A 17,592-nucleotide genomic window follows, 5' to 3' on the forward strand; every position below is an offset into this window, starting at 1 on the left:
CTCAGACATAAAGGGAAGGGTTGCCAATGAGTCCGAAAGAAGGTCAAAGCCTCATCACGGACTTTAACCAGGCTATGGTCCTGGCCGCGATCCGTGCCAAGGATGAAGGTGTGTCGCGCGTCGAACTCACCGAACGCACTGGCCTCTCCGCGCAGACGATCTCGAACGTGGTTCGCCGGCTCATCAACGATGGATGGATTCGTGAATCAGGCCGCGTGATCCGAGGCCCTGGAAAGCCACGCACCACGCTTCAACTAGTAGCGGACCGGTGCATCGCCATCGGTATCCACGCTGATTTTTCAACGCTTGAACTCGTGCTGATCGACCTCAACGGCGACGTCCTCTCACAGAGGCGTCAACCTTTCGAGGAAAGCTGGAGCTCAGTGGAAGTTCAGGTCGCCGAGGTACAACGCCTCGTTGTCGCGATGCTGAGCGAAGCCAACATCGGAATGGACAGAGTGCTCGGGGTGGGTATCGCATCCTCCGGGCACATCAACACCGAAACCGGCGTGATGCATCACCCATACATCTGGGACGGACCCGGTTTCGCGGTAGTGGAACCGCTTGAGGAAGCACTCGGATGCCCTGTCTACCTCACACGCGACATGGTCGCTGCGACGATGGCGGAACGCTGGGTGGGTATCGGCCGCACCGTTTCGCACTTCATGACGGTCTACGCTGGCGCTGGCCTGGGCGCGGGCCTCGTATCGAACCACGAAGTGATCGTGGGGCATCGCGGCAACGCAGGGGACTTTACGCACCTTGAAGTCCCCTACGCGCAAGAAGAAACGTGCCCGATGTGCGGTAGGAATAACTGCCTGTACATCAACCTTGAACCTCCAGCTTTGAAGCGCCTCTTCGCGGCTGAAGGCGTTGAGATGCCAGACATGACGGGTATTCCGGCCTACGCAGAAGCTGAAGTGCTCCTTGCGTGCTTGAACCCAACGAAATTCGATTCCCAAGGTGTCAAGCGTGTACGCGAGCGCTTGTTGTCTATGGTCAGCGGATGCGTGGGCGAGATCGTGGGAATGCTCGACCAGGACAAGGTTGTCGTGTCCGGTCCGTTGTGGGAGCACGTTCGGGAAGATTACGGCGAGACCCTCGCAGAGCAGGTGCGTTCGCGTGCTGAAGGCGTCGTGTGGTCCCCGGTAGAGATCGTGCCGACGGAGCTCGGGCCGTGGATTGCACCGCTGGGTGCCGCGTGCATCGTGCTTGACGCGGCGCTCATGCCTCGCCGCACGTTCACAGCGTCTCCAGCCGCGACAGCATCGTAGGCCGGCCTTGCCGGCACGCTGTGAACCGGGGTAAGTACGAACCAGGCTCACGGCGAAGCCGTCTTGGTCATCAGTGCCCCTGGCGGGATTCGAACCCACGGCCTTCCCTTTAGGAGAGGGACGCTCTATCCATCTGAGCTACAGAGGCTTGCGTGTTTCGTGCACTGAGGCGAAACACACTTTGTCTATCCTAGCGTTTACTTTGCGCCATCATAGTTTGGGTCGTTCCAGCGTTTGCGGAATTCTGTGACGAACCAGGCCACAGGTAGCGCGATGACGCATATCGCGATGACCGCGAGCAGTACCCAGCGGATGAGCCCGACGATTGCGGTGGCGGTGACCAGCGTCGAACCAGTTGCTGAGAGCATTTCGTCAATCATGATGTGGCTTGCGATGCCCACCGGAATGAAGGCAAGGCAGGCCCAGACCAAAGCTTGTTTGATGGCCTTGTTTGCTGGCCCGACCAGTGCCGCTACCGATGCGCCGGCTGCACCCGCGAAAACCGTGAACAGGGTTCCGGCCGCCATATGGGCACCCGAGAGCAACACATGGTGGTCCTTGGTCATTGCTGAACGGATGCCTTCAACAGTTGCGGTATCGAACCAGAACAAGTGATCTGGTAGAACAGCCCCGACGGCTTTATGAAGCTGCGGCAAAGCGTTGCCGTGGAAGTACCACGTGAGCACTGCGGCTGCGACGACGAGCGCGATCACGAACGAACGTGGGCTCATGTTGTTGCGAGTGTCGTTCGGATCAGCACCTTGGGGGCTGTGACTTACGGCTGGACGCTGGGGCGCGGCAGGACTCTTGCGCGCAGGGGACTGGCTCGGGCGGCGACGTTTACGGGACATGCTTTCTATTATGGGCGACGCCGCATTCAGCCCGCTTCGGGAACGTTCGGCGGCGTCTCATTAGACTAGAAGAGCTATGGATGCCTTGTTCGATCCTTTTGGTTCCTCTCACGCGATTCGCCCCGAGCGCCAGTCTGCGCCGCAGATGGCGCCTGATGTGCTCGTCGACGGCTTGAATCCTCAACAGAAAGCCGCCGTTGTTCACCGGGGCGCGCCGCTACTCATTGTGGCCGGCGCCGGCTCCGGTAAGACGCGCGTGCTGACCCACCGCATCGCGCATTTGCTGGCCACGGGCGAGGCCCGCCCGGGTGAGATCCTCGCGATCACGTTCACCAATAAAGCCGCTGCAGAGATGCGGGAGCGTGTTGAGCAGATCGTGGGGCAGCGCGCCCAGAACATGTGGATCTCGACGTTCCACTCGACTGCCGTGCGCATCTTACGGCGCGAAGCGAAGGCGCTGGGCATGAAGTCCACCTTCAGCATCTATGACGCCCAGGATTCGCTCCGGTTGATCACGATGGTCGCGAAAGGCCTTGAACTGGACCCTAAGAGGTTCGCTCCGAAGGCTTTGCAGAACAAGATTTCTGCGCTCAAGAACGAACTTGTGGACCCCGAGGATTATGCCGGGATGATCCAGCAGAATAACCCGTTCGAGAAGGCGGTCTCGCAGGTCTATACGGAGTACGCCGCCCGGCTCAAGCAAGCCAACGCATTCGATTTTGATGACCTGCTCACGCAGCTCGTGTACTTGATGCGGGCGTTCCAGGAAATCCGGGATTCGTATCGCCGCCGCTTCCGCTACGTCCTCGTTGACGAATATCAGGACACCAACCACGCCCAATACGCGTTCATCCGTGAACTTACCGCAGGCGACTCCCCAGTGGAGGGCGCCGAGCTGACGGTGGTGGGCGACACCGACCAGTCGATCTACGCGTTCCGTGGCGCGGACATCCGCAACATCCGGGACTTCGAAGAAGACTTCCCCGATGCTGTCACGATCAAACTGGAACAGAACTATCGTTCAACCCAGAACATCCTCGGGGCGGCGAACGCTGTGATCTCCCATAACTCGCAGCGTCAAGACAAATCGCTGTGGACCGCGATGGGCGACGGCGAGAAAATCGTGGGATACGCGGCTGAATCCGAGCAGGCCGAAGCGAAGTTCATTGCCGACGAGATCCTGCGGCTTTCCGATGAAGAAGGCATCCGTCCAGGCGATGTCGCGATCTTCTACCGCACCAATGCACAGTCTCGTTCGATTGAAGAGCAGCTGATGCGGGTGGACCTCCGCTACACCGTGGTCGGTGGCACGCGGTTCTATGACCGCAAAGAGATCCGCGATGCGATCGCTTACCTGCGGGTGCTCGTCAACACTGCCGACGATATTTCGCTACGTCGCATTCTCAACGAACCGAAGCGAGGCATCGGGGACCGTGCGGAAGGGGCGGTTGCGGCGCTCGCTGAACGCGACCGCATCCCGTTCTGGGACGCCCTCTTACGCGCCGACGAAGCGCCCGGCATCGCGACGCGTTCGCTCAATCAGGTGCGGGCCTTCGCTGAGATGATGCAGCAGCTCATCACGGTCGCGGAAGGCTCCGGACCGACCGCCGCGCTCGAAGCCGTACTCGAACAGACCGGCTACCTCCAGACCCTACGGCTGTCCTCTGACCCGCAAGACGAGTCCCGCGTGGAAAACCTCGCCGAACTCGTCGCTGTGATCCGCGACTTCGAAAAGGAAAACCCGGAGGGAGGGCTCGCGGAGTTCCTCGAACAGGTCTCTTTGGTTGCTGACGCCGACTCGATTCCAGACCAGCCAGACGACTCGGAAGGCGCGGCGCTCGCCGCCGCGGAAGGGCAGGTCACACTCATGACCCTGCACACCGCGAAAGGCCTCGAATTCCCCGTCGTGTTCCTGACCGGTATGGAGCACGGGATCTTCCCGCACCAACGCTCCCTCATGGATCCCAAAGAGCTCGAAGAAGAGCGCCGGCTCGCATACGTCGGCATCACCCGGGCCCGGCAGAGGCTCTATGTTACGCGCGCCGAATACCGTTCGATGTGGGGCCAGGCTCAATACAATCCGGCGAGCCAATTCCTTGAAGAAATCCCAGACGAACTGCTCGACTGGCAGCGGGAAGGTAGCGCCCGGACCCCGATCGGTGGAACCGGTTTCGCGACAAGCCGCTACGCAAAACGATGGGGGTCCGACACGGAGACTTGGGCCGTGCCAGGCGCGGGCCGTAACCGCGGCCGCATGGCCGGTGACCCCGAACCCCACACCCTGCGTACAGGCCCGGTATCAAGCGGAAAGCAAGCGACTTCAGGCCCGTCCGTGACCAACTCTGGGCGACCATTTGAGCCGCGTGCCGCATCGGGCGCTAACCCTTCCGGCGACGGCGAAATCCTCAACCTCACGCCAGGGGATTCAGTCATCCACGCGACGTTCGGAAACGGCACCGTCAAAGCAGTCGCAGGGCAAGGACCGAAGACTGTAGCGACCGTCGTTTTCGACACGGCAGGCGAGAAACGGCTCCTGCTCCGATACGCGCCACTCACCAAAGCCTGAAACCCCCACCAGCCCCAATTGTGAGCCGCGTCACCGCGGGGCTGAACAAGGCGGGCGGCACGCGGTATCCTGAAGAGTGGTGGCGCACGCCGTAGCGCCAAGCAAGGCCAGCTGGTCTTGCACCATCGGCTCTGGAATCCACCACAGACCACGAGCTGATGCCAAAACACACTTCTTATAGGAAGAGGACAACACCGTGGACCTGTTTGAATACCAGGCGCGCGACCTGTTCGAAAAGCACGGCGTACCCGTGCTCGCCGGCACAGTCGCGACCACCCCTGAGGAAGCCAAGGCCGCAGCCGAAAAGATGGGCGGCGTCACCGTCGTCAAGGCTCAGGTCAAGGTGGGTGGCCGAGGTAAGGCTGGCGGCGTCAAGGTCGCTAAGAACGCCGACGAAGCCTTCGAGCATGCCAAGGCGATCCTGGGCATGGACATCAAGGGTCACACCGTCCACCGCGTGATGATCGCCCAGGGCGCAAACATCGCCTCCGAATACTACTTCTCGATCCTGCTCGACCGCGCAAACCGCAACTACCTCGCAATGTGCTCGGTTGAAGGCGGTATGGAAATTGAGCAGCTCGCAGTTGAGCGCCCAGAAGCTCTCGCCAAGGTTCCAGTCGACCCAACCACGGGCATCGATGAGGCCAAGGCCAAGGAAATCGTAGAGAAGGCCAACTTCGACGCCGAAACCGGCGCCAAGGTTGTTCCAGTCATCCAGAAGCTCTGGGACGTCTTCGTCAAGGAAGACGCAACCCTCGTTGAGGTCAACCCACTCGTCTCCGACGCCGACGGCAACATCGTCGCGCTCGACGGCAAGGTCTCCCTCGACGACAACGCAGAATTCCGCCAGCCAGAACACGCCGACCTCGTCGACGAGAAGGCTGAAGACCCACTCGAAGCAAAGGCCAAGGAACTCGGCCTCAACTACGTCAAGCTCGACGGCCAGGTAGGCATCATCGGTAACGGTGCCGGCCTCGTGATGTCGACCCTCGACGTCGTCGCCTACGCAGGCGAGAACCACGGCGGCATGAAGCCAGCTAACTTCCTCGACATCGGTGGCGGCGCCTCCGCAGAGGTCATGGCAAACGGCCTCGACGTGATCCTCAACGACGAACAGGTCAAGTCCGTGTTCGTCAACGTCTTCGGCGGCATCACCGCGTGCGACGCCGTCGCATCCGGTATCGTCAAGGCCCTCGAAATCCTGGGCGACAAGGCAACCAAGCCACTGGTTGTCCGCCTGGACGGTAACAACGTTGAAGAAGGCCGCCGCATCCTGTCGGAGGCTAACCACCCGCTCGTGACCATGGCCACGGGCATGGACGAAGGCGCCGACAAGGCAGCCGAGCTGGCCAACGCCTGAGAAAAGGGAACTGAGAAAACTCATGTCGATCTTCATTAACAAGGACTCCAAGGTCATCGTCCAGGGCATCACCGGCTCCGAGGGCGCAAAGCACACCGCACGCATGCTTGCCGCAGGCACCAACATCGTCGGCGGTGTTAACGCTCGCAAGGCTGGCCAGGTCGTGACCCACGGTGACAAGGAAATCACCGTTTACGGCACCGTCAAAGAAGCAATGGAAGCGACCGGCGCGGACGTCTCGATCGCGTTCGTTCCACCGGCATTCTGCAAGGACGCAGCTGAGGAAGCCATCGAGGCTGAAATCGGCCTGCTGGTCGTCATCACCGAGGGTATCCCGGTACAGGACACCGCAGAGTTCTACAACCTCTCCCTGACCAAGCTGGGCGAAGACGGTAAGCCGAAGACCCGCATCATCGGCCCTAACTGCCCAGGCATCATCACCCCAGGCGAGGCCCTCGTCGGCATCACCCCAGCCAACATCACCGGCCCAGGTGGCGTTGGCCTGGTATCGAAGTCCGGTACCCTCACCTACCAGATGATGTACGAGCTGCGTGACCTCGGCTTCACCACCGCAATCGGTATCGGTGGCGACCCAGTCATCGGCACGACCCACATCGACGCCCTCGAAGCGTTCGAAAACGACCCAGACACCAAGGCCATCGTCATGATCGGTGAAATCGGTGGTGACGCTGAAGAGCGCGCCGCAGAGTTCATCAAGGCGAACGTAACCAAGCCAGTTGTTGGCTACGTTGCAGGCTTCACCGCCCCAGAAGGCAAGACGATGGGCCACGCAGGCGCTATCGTTTCCGGCTCCTCCGGCACCGCACAGGCTAAGAAGGAAGCCCTCGAAGCCGCTGGCGTCAAGGTTGGTAAGACCCCATCGGAGGCAGCACGCCTGCTCCGCGAGGTCTACCCAGGTTGAGGACGGGCTGTGGTGAGCGCACCGCGCAAGCGGTGACACTCACACCCTCCACATAAACGTTTGGTCCCGCACACTGAATGGTGTGCGGGACCAAACGTTTAACGCGACAGTAGCCACGGGGCTAGCGGTGGCTAGCGTTCGACGTGGCGCTCGGCTGGACCGTCGTATGCGGACAGCGGGCGGATGAGCGCGTTGTTGGCGCGCTGTTCCATGATGTGGGCTGTCCACCCCATGATGCGCGCGCACACAAACAGTGGTGTGAACATCGGGATGTCGAAGCCCATGAGCCAGTAGGTTGGCCCTGCAGGGTAGTCGAGGTTTGGTTTGATGCCCTTCGCCTCGTCCATCGACTTCTCCAGGCCCCGGTAGAGGCCGAGCAGTTCATGGCGGTCGTAGTAATCCAGCATCCGGAACAGCGCTTCTTGCATGGTCGGTACACGCGAGTCGCCGTTCTTATAGACGCGGTGGCCAAAGCCCATGATTTTCTTCTTCTGAGCCAGCGCATCGTCCATCCACGCCTTAGCGCGTGCCTCAGCGTCCTCGGCCGACTCATCCGCACGAATCCCGAGCTCTTCGAAGGTGTGCATCACGGCTTCGTTCGCGCCACCGTGCAGAGGTCCCTTGAGCGCGCCGATAGCCCCACCCACAGCCGAGTGCAGATCAGACAAGGTCGAGGTGATGACGCGAGCCGTGAACGTGGACGCGTTGAACGAGTGCTCCGCGTACAGGATGATCGAGACGCGGAACGCATCCACAACCTCCTCAGCGGCTTCCTCGCCGAATGCCATCCAGAGGAAGTTCTGTGCGTAATCCAGGTCTTCGCGTGGCTCCACGATTTCAAGCCCACGACGACGGCGCTGGTCATAGCAGACCACCGCCGGCATCAGCGCGAATAGCTCCTGCGCCTTCCGCAGCTCAGCTTCGGGCGAGCTATCCTCAGCGTCCGGATGCGACGCACCAATCACAGCGGTGGCTGCGTGGCACACGTCCATCGGGTGGCACGTGGTCGGTAGCTCGTCGATGACGCGCTTGAGTTGCTCACTCAAAGCGCGGCCGGAACGCTCACGGCGGGTGAATTCGGCGAGCTGCTGTTCGGTCGGCAGGTCGCCGTTCCACAGCAGTAACGCGACCTCCTCGACGGAGCATTTCGCGGCGAGCTCCTGAACCGGATATCCGCGGTAGAGAAGCGAGTTCGTTTCTGCGTTGACCTTGGAAATCGCAGTGGTATCCGCTACGACTCCGGCAAGGCCCTTATAGATGGTTTGCTCAGTCATGACGCCTCCTTTAAGGCTTGGTTCGATGCCGTGAAAACACCGATGCAGGGTCGGCTTTAGGCCAGCGGCTTGCCGGGGACTTCGAAATTGAACACACCGGTGTCGAATTGGTTGTAGCCGTTGTAGTCAACAAGCTCATACAGCCGTGCACGTGTGAGCATGTTGTCAACCTCGGATTCCTGGGTGCCGTGCGTGCGGATCGCAGTAAGGACGCGCTCGATGGCGCCCATCGCTTGCCGCTGCAACGTCACCGGATAGATGATCATGGACACACCGGCGTCCTGGAGCTGCTGTTTGGTGAACAGCTGGGACTTACCGAATTCGGTCATGTTCGCGAGCACCGGAACATCGAGGGTGGAAGCCATCGCCTCGAACTCGCCCAGATCTGCCATCGCTTCCGGGAAGATCGCGTCAGCACCCGCATCGGCGAGCTTCTTGGCGCGTTCAAGAGCGGCGTCGAAGCCGTCTACGCCGCGGATGTCGGTGCGTGCCATGATCACGAAGTTGCTGTCCCGACGTGCTTCGACAGCGGCGCGGATGCGCTTGACCGCGGTCTCATCGTCGACCACGTTCTTGCCGTCCAGGTGTCCGCAACGCTTCGGGTTGAACTGGTCTTCGATGTGGCAGCCGGCCAGGCCAGCGTTCTCGAGTTCCTGCACGGTGCGGGCTACGTTCATCGGTTCACCGAAGCCGGTGTCCGCATCGACGAGGCACGGAAGGTCGGTGGTCCGGGCGATCTGCCCGGCGCGGGTTGCAACCTCGGTCAGGGTCGTGAGCCCGATGTCCGGCAGCCCGAGCTCGTTAGCGAGCACACCACCGGAAATATAGACCCCATCGAAACCCTGTTCCTGAATCAGCTTGGTTGACAGCGGAGTGAACGCGCCAGGGAACTGAGCCACCTCATCGGCAGCCAACGCCTCACGGAACGCTACACGCTTCTGCTCAGGTGTGACGTGGGAATACAGCATTCTTAGAACACACCCTTCTGTGCCTTGTCGAGGTCGACGGATGCCTTGATGTTGAGCTGGTCGAGCTCACCAACACCGAGCTCAGGTAGACGCTGGACCGCGTCGAGGAAACGCTCGATTTCCTCTTCGGCCACGATGCCTTCAGCCAGCGTGCGGAACTTGTTGATGTATTGCTCGCGAGCGAATGGACGCGCACCGAGCGGGTGGGCGTCGGCAACAGCGATCTCGTCGGTGATGACGGTGCCGTCCTTCAAAGTGATCTCAACCGAGCCGCCGAAAGCCTTCTCCTCAAGATCCAGCGAGTGGTAGCGGCGAGTCCATTCAGGGTCTTCCTCAGTGGTGACCTTGTGCCAGAGCTCCACGGTGTCTGGGCGCTGGGCGCGCTCCGGAGCGTAGGAATCCACGTGGTGCCACGCGCCGTCCTGCAACGCGACCGTGAAAATGTATGGGATCGAGTGATCCAGGGTCTCGCGGGATGCCTTCGGATCGTACTTCTGCGGGTCGTTCGCGCCGGAACCGATCACGTAGTGCGTGTGGTGCGAGGTCTTGATCAGCACGGACTCGACGTTGGCTGGGTCGGTTGCCTCAGGGTGTTCCTTATTGAGCTTGCGCGCCAAATCGATCCACGCCTGCGCCTGGTACTCGGCGGAGTGCTCCTTGGTGTAGGTGTCAAGGATGGCTCGCTTGGCTTCGCCTGCGGCTGGCAGCGGGACGGTGTATTCGGCCTCAGGGCCGGACAGCAGCCACGCGATGACGCCATCTTCGCCTTCGTAGATTGGCACTGGGGAAGTCTGGCCGCGCATCGCACGGTCCACGGCCTCGACTGCCATCTTGCCTGCGAACGCTGGAGCGTGGGCCTTCCACGTCGAAATTTCGCCCTTACGCGACTGGCGGGTCTGCGTGGTGGTGTGCAGTGCCTGGCCGATCGCCTGGAAGATCGTTTCCGCATCGAGGCGGAGCAGGGTTCCGATGCCGGCGGCGGCTGCTGGACCAACATGGGCGATGTGGTCGATCTTGTGTTCGTGCAGGCAGATGCCCTTGACGAGGTTCACGTGGATCTCGTAGCCGGTCGCGATGCCGCGGATGAGGTCCTTACCGCTGGCCCCGGTGTGCTGGGCTACAGCGAGGATCGGTGGGATGTTGTCGCCCGGGTGGGAGTAGTCGGCGGCGAGGAACGTGTCGTGGTAGTCGAGCTCGCGCACGGCCACGCCGTTGGCCCATGCCGCCCACTCAGGGGAGACTGGGGCGTCGTCTTCTGGTGCGCCGAAAATGAGTGCGCCCTTGCCGGTGTAGCCGCCGTCAGGGGTGACACGGTGGGTGAGTGCTTGCCCGCGGGCGGAGACGATCGGGTCGCGGTTGAGCGATGCGATCGCTACGGAGGCGTTGTCGATGATGCGGTTGATGATCATCTCGGTGACCTCGTCGTCGACCTCGACAGGGTCGGTCGCTACCAGCGCGAGTTTGTACGCGAGCTGCTCTTCGTGCGGCAGGTGCTCTGCTGATGGGTAGGTGCGTACCGTGTGGTTGATGGACACGTTATGCCTTCCTTCCGGGCAATAGCGTTGGGGGGATTGAAGACTGCTTCCACACGTGAGTTTATCCAACCCGAGGTTAGACATGCGGCGGCCCCGTTGGCGACTGATTCGTTCAGTCACTAACGGGGCCGCTTCTCGTCGTGGCGCAGATTTTGCGAGAGGAGATGCACCTAGACGTAGAGGTCTTTGTTGTCGCTGAGAGGAGCGCCCAGCTCAACAAAGAGGTTTCGGTTGAGTGCGAAGCCTAGGCGGGCTTCGTCAATGATCTCCTCCTGGTTCGCTTGTTGAGCGAAGTGGTCCAGGTGGATGCGGTAGGTGTCTTTATAGATTTTCGGCTTATCGATGGTGGGGAACTTCCACATCGTGAGCAGTTCGCTCGGGATGTTGTAGTGGCGTGCGACGAGTGCACCGATGGCCTGGCCGCCAGATAGGTCGCCGAGGTAGCGCAGGTAGTGGTGGGCGATGAGCCGCTCAGGCGTAGGAAGTGCGCCCACTTCGTGGATGCGCTGGGTGTATAGCGTGACTGCGTTGGTGAGGTCTGGCATCTCGATGCCGAGGTACTCGGTGAGGCCTGCGAGGTCGTTGCGGATAGCTTCGCTACGGTCCAGCGCTGGGTCTAGGAGTTGCTGGACGCTCGGGTCTGAACGCCATGCTGCGCACGCTTTTTCGAGTGCGCCATAGAGCGGCTTGTATTGAGCCAGGAGCCTCACGTAGTCCTCGGCGGTGAGTTTGCCTTCCATGAGGTCCTGGATGAATGACGAGTGTTCAGCGGCGTCATGTTCGGTGCGCGTGGATGACTTGAGCTGAGCGGCGAACGATGGCGCTTCAGTAGTAGGGGTTGTCATGGATCTTGCTTTCGTGGTGAGGGAATTCGTGCGTCTAAGGTCAGCCTAACCGTATGTATTTCATTTACGCAAGCCTTCACTTGCCTAATTGGATTAGTTAAGTTTAGGCTTATCTGTGTCGTTTGAGGGTGGAAGTGGGCACCACCTGAAATCACGAGTATCTCCGTATGAGCACCTAGCGCTATTGGGGTGCTCACAAAGCAAGGATTAGAAAAAGCTATGAAGCAAAAGACCACTCGCATGCGCCGTGTGGGGAAGGCCTTGGGGTCTTTGTTGTCCTTCGCGCTGGTTGGCGCGATGGCAACCGTCCCAGTGGCTACAGCGCACGCAGATGCCGGCTCCGATGCCGGGTCTAAGCCCACGATCACGGTGACTCCAGCTCCTGCCGAAGGCGGCGAGGTCACTGTCACCGGTAAGAACTTCTACCAAGGCGACGCTCAGGGCGACGCATCAACGGGAATCTACCTCGGCTACGGTCCGTCCTCTTCTGCGGGTTTCTATCAGGGTGGAAGCACCAAATCGGTATGGATCGCTGCAGGCAAGAAGGACGAAGACACTGATCGGGGACGCACCGCTCCGCTGAACGCTGACGGTTCGTTCGCAGTCAAGGTCAAGGTTCCTGCGAAATCCGACACGAGCCTCTCGTTCTTCACGTCTAAGGGCCACGGCAAGGGCATGAAGGACACGAGCCAGAACGCTTCCGCACCGATCACTTACGTCGAGACGCCAGCGCCTCAGCCGGAACCTGCTGGCCAGGGCGGCCAGCTCGAGTGGGGTGTCAAGGAAAGCTTCCGTAAGTACGTTGTAGGTCGTATTGCGCGCGGCTCGATCGAGACCAGCGGCGGTGCTGCCCAGAAGCCGAACAACGGCATTTTCACCCTGCCTAACGGCCAGGGAACGTACGAAGACGGTAAGGGAACCCTGACCTTCGACGGCCAGTTGGCTTTCAAGGGTCACCATGGCGAGATGGACCTGACGATGTCTGGCTTCAAGGTGACGTTCACCTCGGAGACCACCGCGCAGCTCATCATGACGGTCAAGGCGCCAAAGACCTCCGTCACGGAGGCCGTGGACCTGACGGACGCGCACGTCGCGGACCTCACGTTCGCTAAGGACGCTGTGACGGTCAAGGGCGGCAAACTCAGCCTTACTAACGCTAAGGCGATTTTGACTGAGGACGGCGCTGTGGCAATGGCTGGATTCTACGAGCCTGGCCTCGAGGTGGATCCAGTGTCCATCAAAGACGCTGCTATCAAGGTAGAGGCTCCGCAGCCTGAGCCAACGCCAGAGCCAACGCCAGAGCCAACGCCTGAGCCAACGCCAGAGCCAACTCAGGAACCAACCCCTGAACCAACTCAGGAACCAACGCCTGAGCCAACTCAGGAGCCAACTCAGGAGCCAACGCCTGAGCCGAAGCCTGCTGGCAAGGGCGGCAACCTGGAATGGGGCGTCAAGGAAAGCTTCCGTAAGTACGTTGTCGGGCGCATTGCTCAGGGCTCTATCGTGACCGATGGTGGTGCCAAGCAGAAGGCAAACAACGGCGTCTTCACGTTCCCTAACGGGAAGGGTGCTTACAAGAACGGCAAGGGCAACGTGACCTTCGACGGCAAGGTGACGTTCAAGGGCCACAAGGGTGAAATGAACCTGACGATGTCCGGTTTCGCTGTGGAGTTCACGTCGGACACGACCGCGAACCTCATCATGACGGTCAAGGCACCAAAGACCTCCGTAACGGATGTAGTCGATTTGAAGAACGCACGCGTTGCCAAGCTCACGTTCCCTAAGAGCGCCCTCAAGGTCAAGGACGGCAAGCTCAGCCTCACGAACGCTAAAGCAACCCTGACTAAGGATGGCGCTGCAGCAATGGCTGGGTTCTACGAGCCAGGCATCGAGATCGATCCAGTGTCGATCAAGAACGCGCTGGTTACGCAAGAAACCCCAGCTCCTGTGCCAGCACCGGAAAAGCCGAAGCCAGCACCTAAGAAGCCAAAGCCTGCGCCGCAGAAGCCTGCACCTAAGCCGGCTCCGCAGAAGCCAGGCCCGGTTGCACAGGAAACTGGCAACGGCAAGACAAAGGCTCCTAGTGCCCCGATCTGCCGCATTGAAAAGGTTCCTGGCAAGCCAGGTGCATCGACGCTGAGCTGGGGTGTCAAGACCTCCTTCCGTAACTACATCACCGGCGGTATCGCAAAGGGTGCCATCGCACCTGGAAACGGTGCAGCCCGCACTGCAAACGGATTCACATGGGGTGCCGGTTCTGGAACCCTCACTGCGAACTCCGGAACGGTTTCCTTCCCAGGCAGCATTCACTTCACGGGCCACAAGGGCGTCCTGGACACGACCATCTACGGCCTGCGCGTGAAGGTCACCGGCCCAGGTAAGGGCCAGCTGATCGCGAACGTCAAGTCGCAGTCGATGGAAGGCAAAGACCTCTCTGCCAACAACATCGTGTTCGCAACCCTGTCCTTCAATGGCGATGCTTCCAAGGGCATCAACAACGCGACCGTGACCTTGACTAAGGCAGGCGCTAAGGGCTTCGCGGGCTTCTACGAAGCCGGCCTCGTGCTGGATCCGCTCACCCTCACGGTAGGCTCCACCGGCATGGTCGACAAGGAAATCTGTGTTGACCCAGACACTGGTGCGGTTGTTTCCCCAGACGGTTCCGCAATGCCAGGCACGGGTGCTGGAAACCTTGCCTCGACCGGTTTCGGCGGAACCACCCTGGCGGGGACCGCAGGCGTACTGGCCCTCATCGGGCTTGCGCTCATGCGAGGCTCGCGCCGTAAAGACTCCGTTGCATAACCACGCCACACTGGCGTAAATCTGCCCACTCATGCAACGGAAAAAGCGTGTGGTTGCAGCCTCTCCAACAGGCTGCAACCACACGCCCTCATTCATTCTCTAAAACTTCCCTTCTACACATAAAGCGATGCAATCATGACTCACGGCACCTCCAGCGCTACTTCATTCCGTGCGAAAACCACCTCACGCACCTCCCGCTTGGCTTTGTTCGGCGTAACGGGACTCACCCTCGTCAGCTTGCTCGCAGGGTGCACATCAGCCGCATCCACCGACGAATCGCCGAGCCCATACGCAACCGCGACCGGTTCAGCCTCAACCTCACCTGAACCGAGTGCTCAAGATAAGAGCGTCAACGCCGTCGATGCACTCAAGGTCAAAGGACCTGCTGAGGCACGCGATATCCCCGACATGAAACCGGTCATGTCCGGAGTGAAACCTTCGCTTCCGACCACAGTGACCGACGCCCACGGCAAGGAGATCACGGTCAAGTCGGCTGACCGGGTGCTTGCGCTGGACCTCAACGGGACCCTGGCCGACACGGTGGTTGGCATGGGGTTGCACGACCGACTGATCGGACGCTCAAACTCTGACACGAGCGCCCTGCTTAAAGACCTCCCCGTCATCACGAAAGACGGGCACGACACCAATGTTGAAGCGATCCTGAATCTCAAACCGGATCTCATCATCACGACCGAAAACATCGGTGGAGCGGAATCGTACCGGCAACTCGAAAACGCCGGCATCACGGTTGTGAGGCTCGAACCAGCCACCAGCATCGACGGGATCCCGGACGCAATCCGCGCGGTAGGCAAGGTCTTCGGTACTGAAGATGCCGCTGAGAAACTCGCGGAACAAAGCAAGAAAGACCTCGCCGAAGCTAAGACGTACGTCGAGGAACTGAAGTCAAAGACGCCGCGAGCGCCTCGAGCAACCGTTCTCTACGTGCGCGGAACAGGCGGAGTCTTCTTCATTCTCGGTAACGAATACGGCGCCTCCGACATCGTAGAAGCCCTTGGCCTGGAAGACATGGCTCGCACGCACAACATCGGGGGTATCAAGCCAGCCAACGCGGAATCGCTGCTGAACCTCAACCCTGAGATTGTGTTCGCGATGAAGCGCGGGGTCGAATCCGCGGGTGGTCTCGATGGCTTCCTCAAACGCCCTGGCATGAGCGCAACCGTGGCTGGCAAGAACAAGCGCATCATCACAGCAGCGGACGGTCAGCTGCTTTCATTCGGACCGCGTACGCCAGAAAACCTCAAAGCTCTCGCTGAAGCCGTATACCAGGATGGACAGTCCAAGAAATGACCCAAACCGTCGAGAGCAAACGCAGCGCGAGGGCACGCGCCGCGTGGCTCACCGGCATCGTACTGACCGTCGCGGTGGTCTGCGTTCTATTGATCTCATCCACCGCGGGTCAGTACACAACAACGCCCCTTGAAGTTCTGAGCTCCATTAAGAGAGTCCTCATCGAAGGAGCCGACCCCACCGAAAACTCAACCGACGCCGCGTTGTGGACCATCCGGTTCCCTCGAGCACTCCTCGCCGCCGTGATCGGGGCGAGCCTCGCCTTGGCTGGCACCGTGATGCAAGGAATCTTCGCCAACCCGTTGGCGGAACCGAGCGTCGTCGGCGTCAGCGCCGGCGCGAGCGTCGGTGCCTGCGTCTCGATCGTGTTCGGTTTGACCGCCACGGGTACGTGGGTTCTTCCGGTAGGGGCATTCATCGGCGCGATGATCGCCACGGCTTGCGTATGGATGCTCGCGAAAGGCTCAGGCAAGGTCATGGTCCTCACCTTGGTTTTGACCGGTATCGCGATCAATGCGATCGGCGGGGCACTCACGAGCTTCCTTGTCTACCTGGGCGACACGACCTCCCGTGAAGAGATCATTTTCTGGCAAATGGGTTCACTCGCCGCCGCTCGTTGGGAACAAGTGGGCATCTGCCTCGCTGTACTGGCAGTTACCGGCCTTGCCATCTGGTTCTACAGGAACAAGCTCGATGTGCTCGCACTCGGCGACGCCGCCGCCCACGGAACCGGCATCAACGTTGAACGGTTGCGATTCATTAGCGTCATCCTGGTGTGCATCCTGACGGGCACGGCGGTCGCATTCTCCGGCATGATCGGTTTCGTCGGGCTTGTGGTCCCGCACGCTCTCCGACTCATCGTGGGCCCTTCGCACAAATACCTCCTCCCGTTGTCGCTGCTCGGGGGAGCGACGTTGCTTGGGGTAGCCGACACCGCAGCCCGCACACTCATCCCACTCAGCGACATCCCTGTGGGTGTTTTCACCGCGATCGTGGGTGGCCCCGTCTTCATCATCCTCTTGCGGGGAACCCTCAAAAAAGGAGGAATCAGGTCATGAACGCGCTCGACGTCGAAGACCTCACGATCAGCGTCAACGGCAAGATCCTCCTCGACTCCGTCTCGGTGTCCGTGCGGCCAGGGGCCGTGACCGGGATCATCGGCCCCAACGGGGCAGGCAAATCGACCCTGCTCTCTGCGCTCGCCGGCTTTACGCCCCCGCATAAAGGCAGAATCCTCATCAACGGTGAGGACGTCAGCGGGATCCCGCACCAGGAGCTCGCAAGACAGCGTGCTGTCATGACCCAGAACTCGGACGTCGCGTTCCCTTACACGATCCGAGAAATCGTGGAGATGGGGCGCACTCCGTGGGGCACCAATCCGGCAAATGGCGCGGCCGTTGACCAAGCGATCGAACTCACCGGTCTCGGGCACTTGCTCGAACGAGAAATCACAACGCTTTCGGGTGGCGAACGCCAACGTACAGCGTTTGCACGCGTCATATCTCAAGCGTTCCCCGTCTGTGTGGGACGGGTCATCCTCCTCGACGAACCAACCGCGGCGATGGACGTCGCCTACGCCGAACACACGCTAGCCCTGACGCAAGAGTTCGCAGCTCTTGGCGCCGCCGTCGTCGTGGTGATTCATGACCTCGACGCCGCCGCATCATATGCCGACGACCTCATCGTGCTCGACCACGGCACAGTCTGTGCCGCAGGACGAACAGCTGACGTGTGCGATGCGCAGCTACTGAGCTCCGTGTACGGAACCGCCCTCGAAGTATTCGAAGCAGGCGGACGCACACGCATCAGCCCCGTTCGCCCGTGCCGTTTTCTGCTGCCGAGGCAAGACCTCACCTCAGCGAGCACTGAAAACTAGCGAGCACCGAA

General features: G+C 60.6%; 13 protein-coding genes and 1 tRNA gene. 8 read left to right on the forward strand and 6 right to left on the reverse strand.

Annotation, left to right across the window (positions count from 1 at the left end; all coding sequences use genetic code 11):
• Positions 1-26: 26 nt before the first annotated feature.
• Entirely contained in the window at positions 27-1,274 is a 1,248-nt protein-coding gene (locus tag JOD50_RS06285) for an ROK family transcriptional regulator (protein WP_204880837.1), read from the forward strand.
• Positions 1,275-1,348: 74 nt separating this feature from the next.
• Here JOD50_RS06285 and JOD50_RS06290 read toward each other — a convergent pair.
• Positions 1,349-1,422 (reverse strand) — tRNA-Arg (locus JOD50_RS06290).
• Between the two features lie 49 nt (positions 1,423-1,471).
• Positions 1,472-2,125: a hypothetical protein gene (locus tag JOD50_RS06295; RefSeq protein WP_204880838.1), complete on the reverse strand. Its 654-nt coding sequence runs from the start codon at positions 2,123-2,125 to the stop codon at positions 1,472-1,474.
• A 76-nt stretch (positions 2,126-2,201) separates the two neighbouring features.
• Between JOD50_RS06295 and pcrA the strand changes: the two genes are divergently transcribed.
• The 3 genes from pcrA (at position 2,202) to sucD (ending at position 6,973) form a co-directional block, all read left to right on the forward strand.
• Complete coding sequence (gene pcrA, locus JOD50_RS06300; RefSeq protein ID WP_204880839.1) at positions 2,202-4,691, forward strand: DNA helicase PcrA; 2,490 nt, start codon at positions 2,202-2,204, stop codon at positions 4,689-4,691.
• Between the two features lie 196 nt (positions 4,692-4,887).
• Positions 4,888-6,051, forward strand: coding sequence for an ADP-forming succinate--CoA ligase subunit beta (gene sucC / locus JOD50_RS06305; RefSeq protein WP_204880840.1), 1,164 nt, complete (start codon positions 4,888-4,890; stop codon positions 6,049-6,051).
• 22 nt (positions 6,052-6,073) lie between these two features.
• Positions 6,074-6,973 carry a succinate--CoA ligase subunit alpha gene (gene sucD / locus JOD50_RS06310; RefSeq protein WP_101631005.1) on the forward strand — a complete coding sequence of 300 codons (900 nt, stop codon included), beginning with the start codon at positions 6,074-6,076 and terminating at the stop codon, positions 6,971-6,973.
• 131 nt (positions 6,974-7,104) lie between these two features.
• Here sucD and JOD50_RS06315 read toward each other — a convergent pair whose 3' ends face one another.
• From JOD50_RS06315 to JOD50_RS06330, 4 genes are all read right to left on the reverse strand, one after another.
• Positions 7,105-8,247 carry a bifunctional 2-methylcitrate synthase/citrate synthase gene (locus JOD50_RS06315; RefSeq protein ID WP_204880841.1) on the reverse strand — a complete coding sequence of 381 codons (1,143 nt, stop codon included), beginning with the start codon at positions 8,245-8,247 and terminating at the stop codon, positions 7,105-7,107.
• 56 nt (positions 8,248-8,303) lie between these two features.
• The gene (gene prpB / locus JOD50_RS06320) at positions 8,304-9,215 is read right to left on the reverse strand and encodes a methylisocitrate lyase (protein ID WP_204880842.1); all 912 of its coding nucleotides are present in this window, start codon (positions 9,213-9,215) and stop codon (positions 8,304-8,306) included.
• A gap of 2 nt (positions 9,216-9,217) precedes the next feature.
• Positions 9,218-10,750 (reverse strand): MmgE/PrpD family protein, encoded by a 1,533-nt coding sequence (locus JOD50_RS06325; protein ID WP_204880843.1) that lies wholly within the window; start codon positions 10,748-10,750, stop codon positions 9,218-9,220.
• A gap of 170 nt (positions 10,751-10,920) precedes the next feature.
• Complete coding sequence (locus JOD50_RS06330; protein WP_204880844.1) at positions 10,921-11,595, reverse strand: biliverdin-producing heme oxygenase; 675 nt, start codon at positions 11,593-11,595, stop codon at positions 10,921-10,923.
• Between the two features lie 219 nt (positions 11,596-11,814).
• On the opposite strand from JOD50_RS06330, the gene JOD50_RS06335 reads away from it, so the two are divergent.
• The 4 genes from JOD50_RS06335 (at position 11,815) to JOD50_RS06350 (ending at position 17,581) form a co-directional block, all read left to right on the forward strand.
• Positions 11,815-14,397 carry an HtaA domain-containing protein gene (locus JOD50_RS06335; protein WP_204880845.1) on the forward strand — a complete coding sequence of 861 codons (2,583 nt, stop codon included), beginning with the start codon at positions 11,815-11,817 and terminating at the stop codon, positions 14,395-14,397.
• Positions 14,398-14,532: 135 nt separating this feature from the next.
• Positions 14,533-15,705, forward strand: coding sequence for a heme/hemin ABC transporter substrate-binding protein (locus tag JOD50_RS06340; protein WP_204880846.1), 1,173 nt, complete (start codon positions 14,533-14,535; stop codon positions 15,703-15,705).
• A complete protein-coding gene (locus JOD50_RS06345; RefSeq protein ID WP_204880847.1) occupies positions 15,702-16,763 on the forward strand; it encodes a FecCD family ABC transporter permease in 1,062 nt (353 codons plus the stop codon). The genes JOD50_RS06340 and JOD50_RS06345 overlap by 4 nt, the downstream gene beginning before the upstream one ends.
• Positions 16,760-17,581, forward strand: a complete 822-nt coding sequence (locus JOD50_RS06350; RefSeq protein WP_204880848.1) for a heme ABC transporter ATP-binding protein — start codon at positions 16,760-16,762, stop codon at positions 17,579-17,581. Before JOD50_RS06345 ends, JOD50_RS06350 begins: the two co-directional genes overlap by 4 nt.
• Positions 17,582-17,592 lie beyond the last annotated feature (11 nt).

The sequence above is a fragment of the Pseudoglutamicibacter cumminsii genome (genome assembly GCF_016907775.1).
GTDB classification, from domain to species: domain Bacteria; phylum Actinomycetota; class Actinomycetes; order Actinomycetales; family Micrococcaceae; genus Pseudoglutamicibacter; species Pseudoglutamicibacter cumminsii.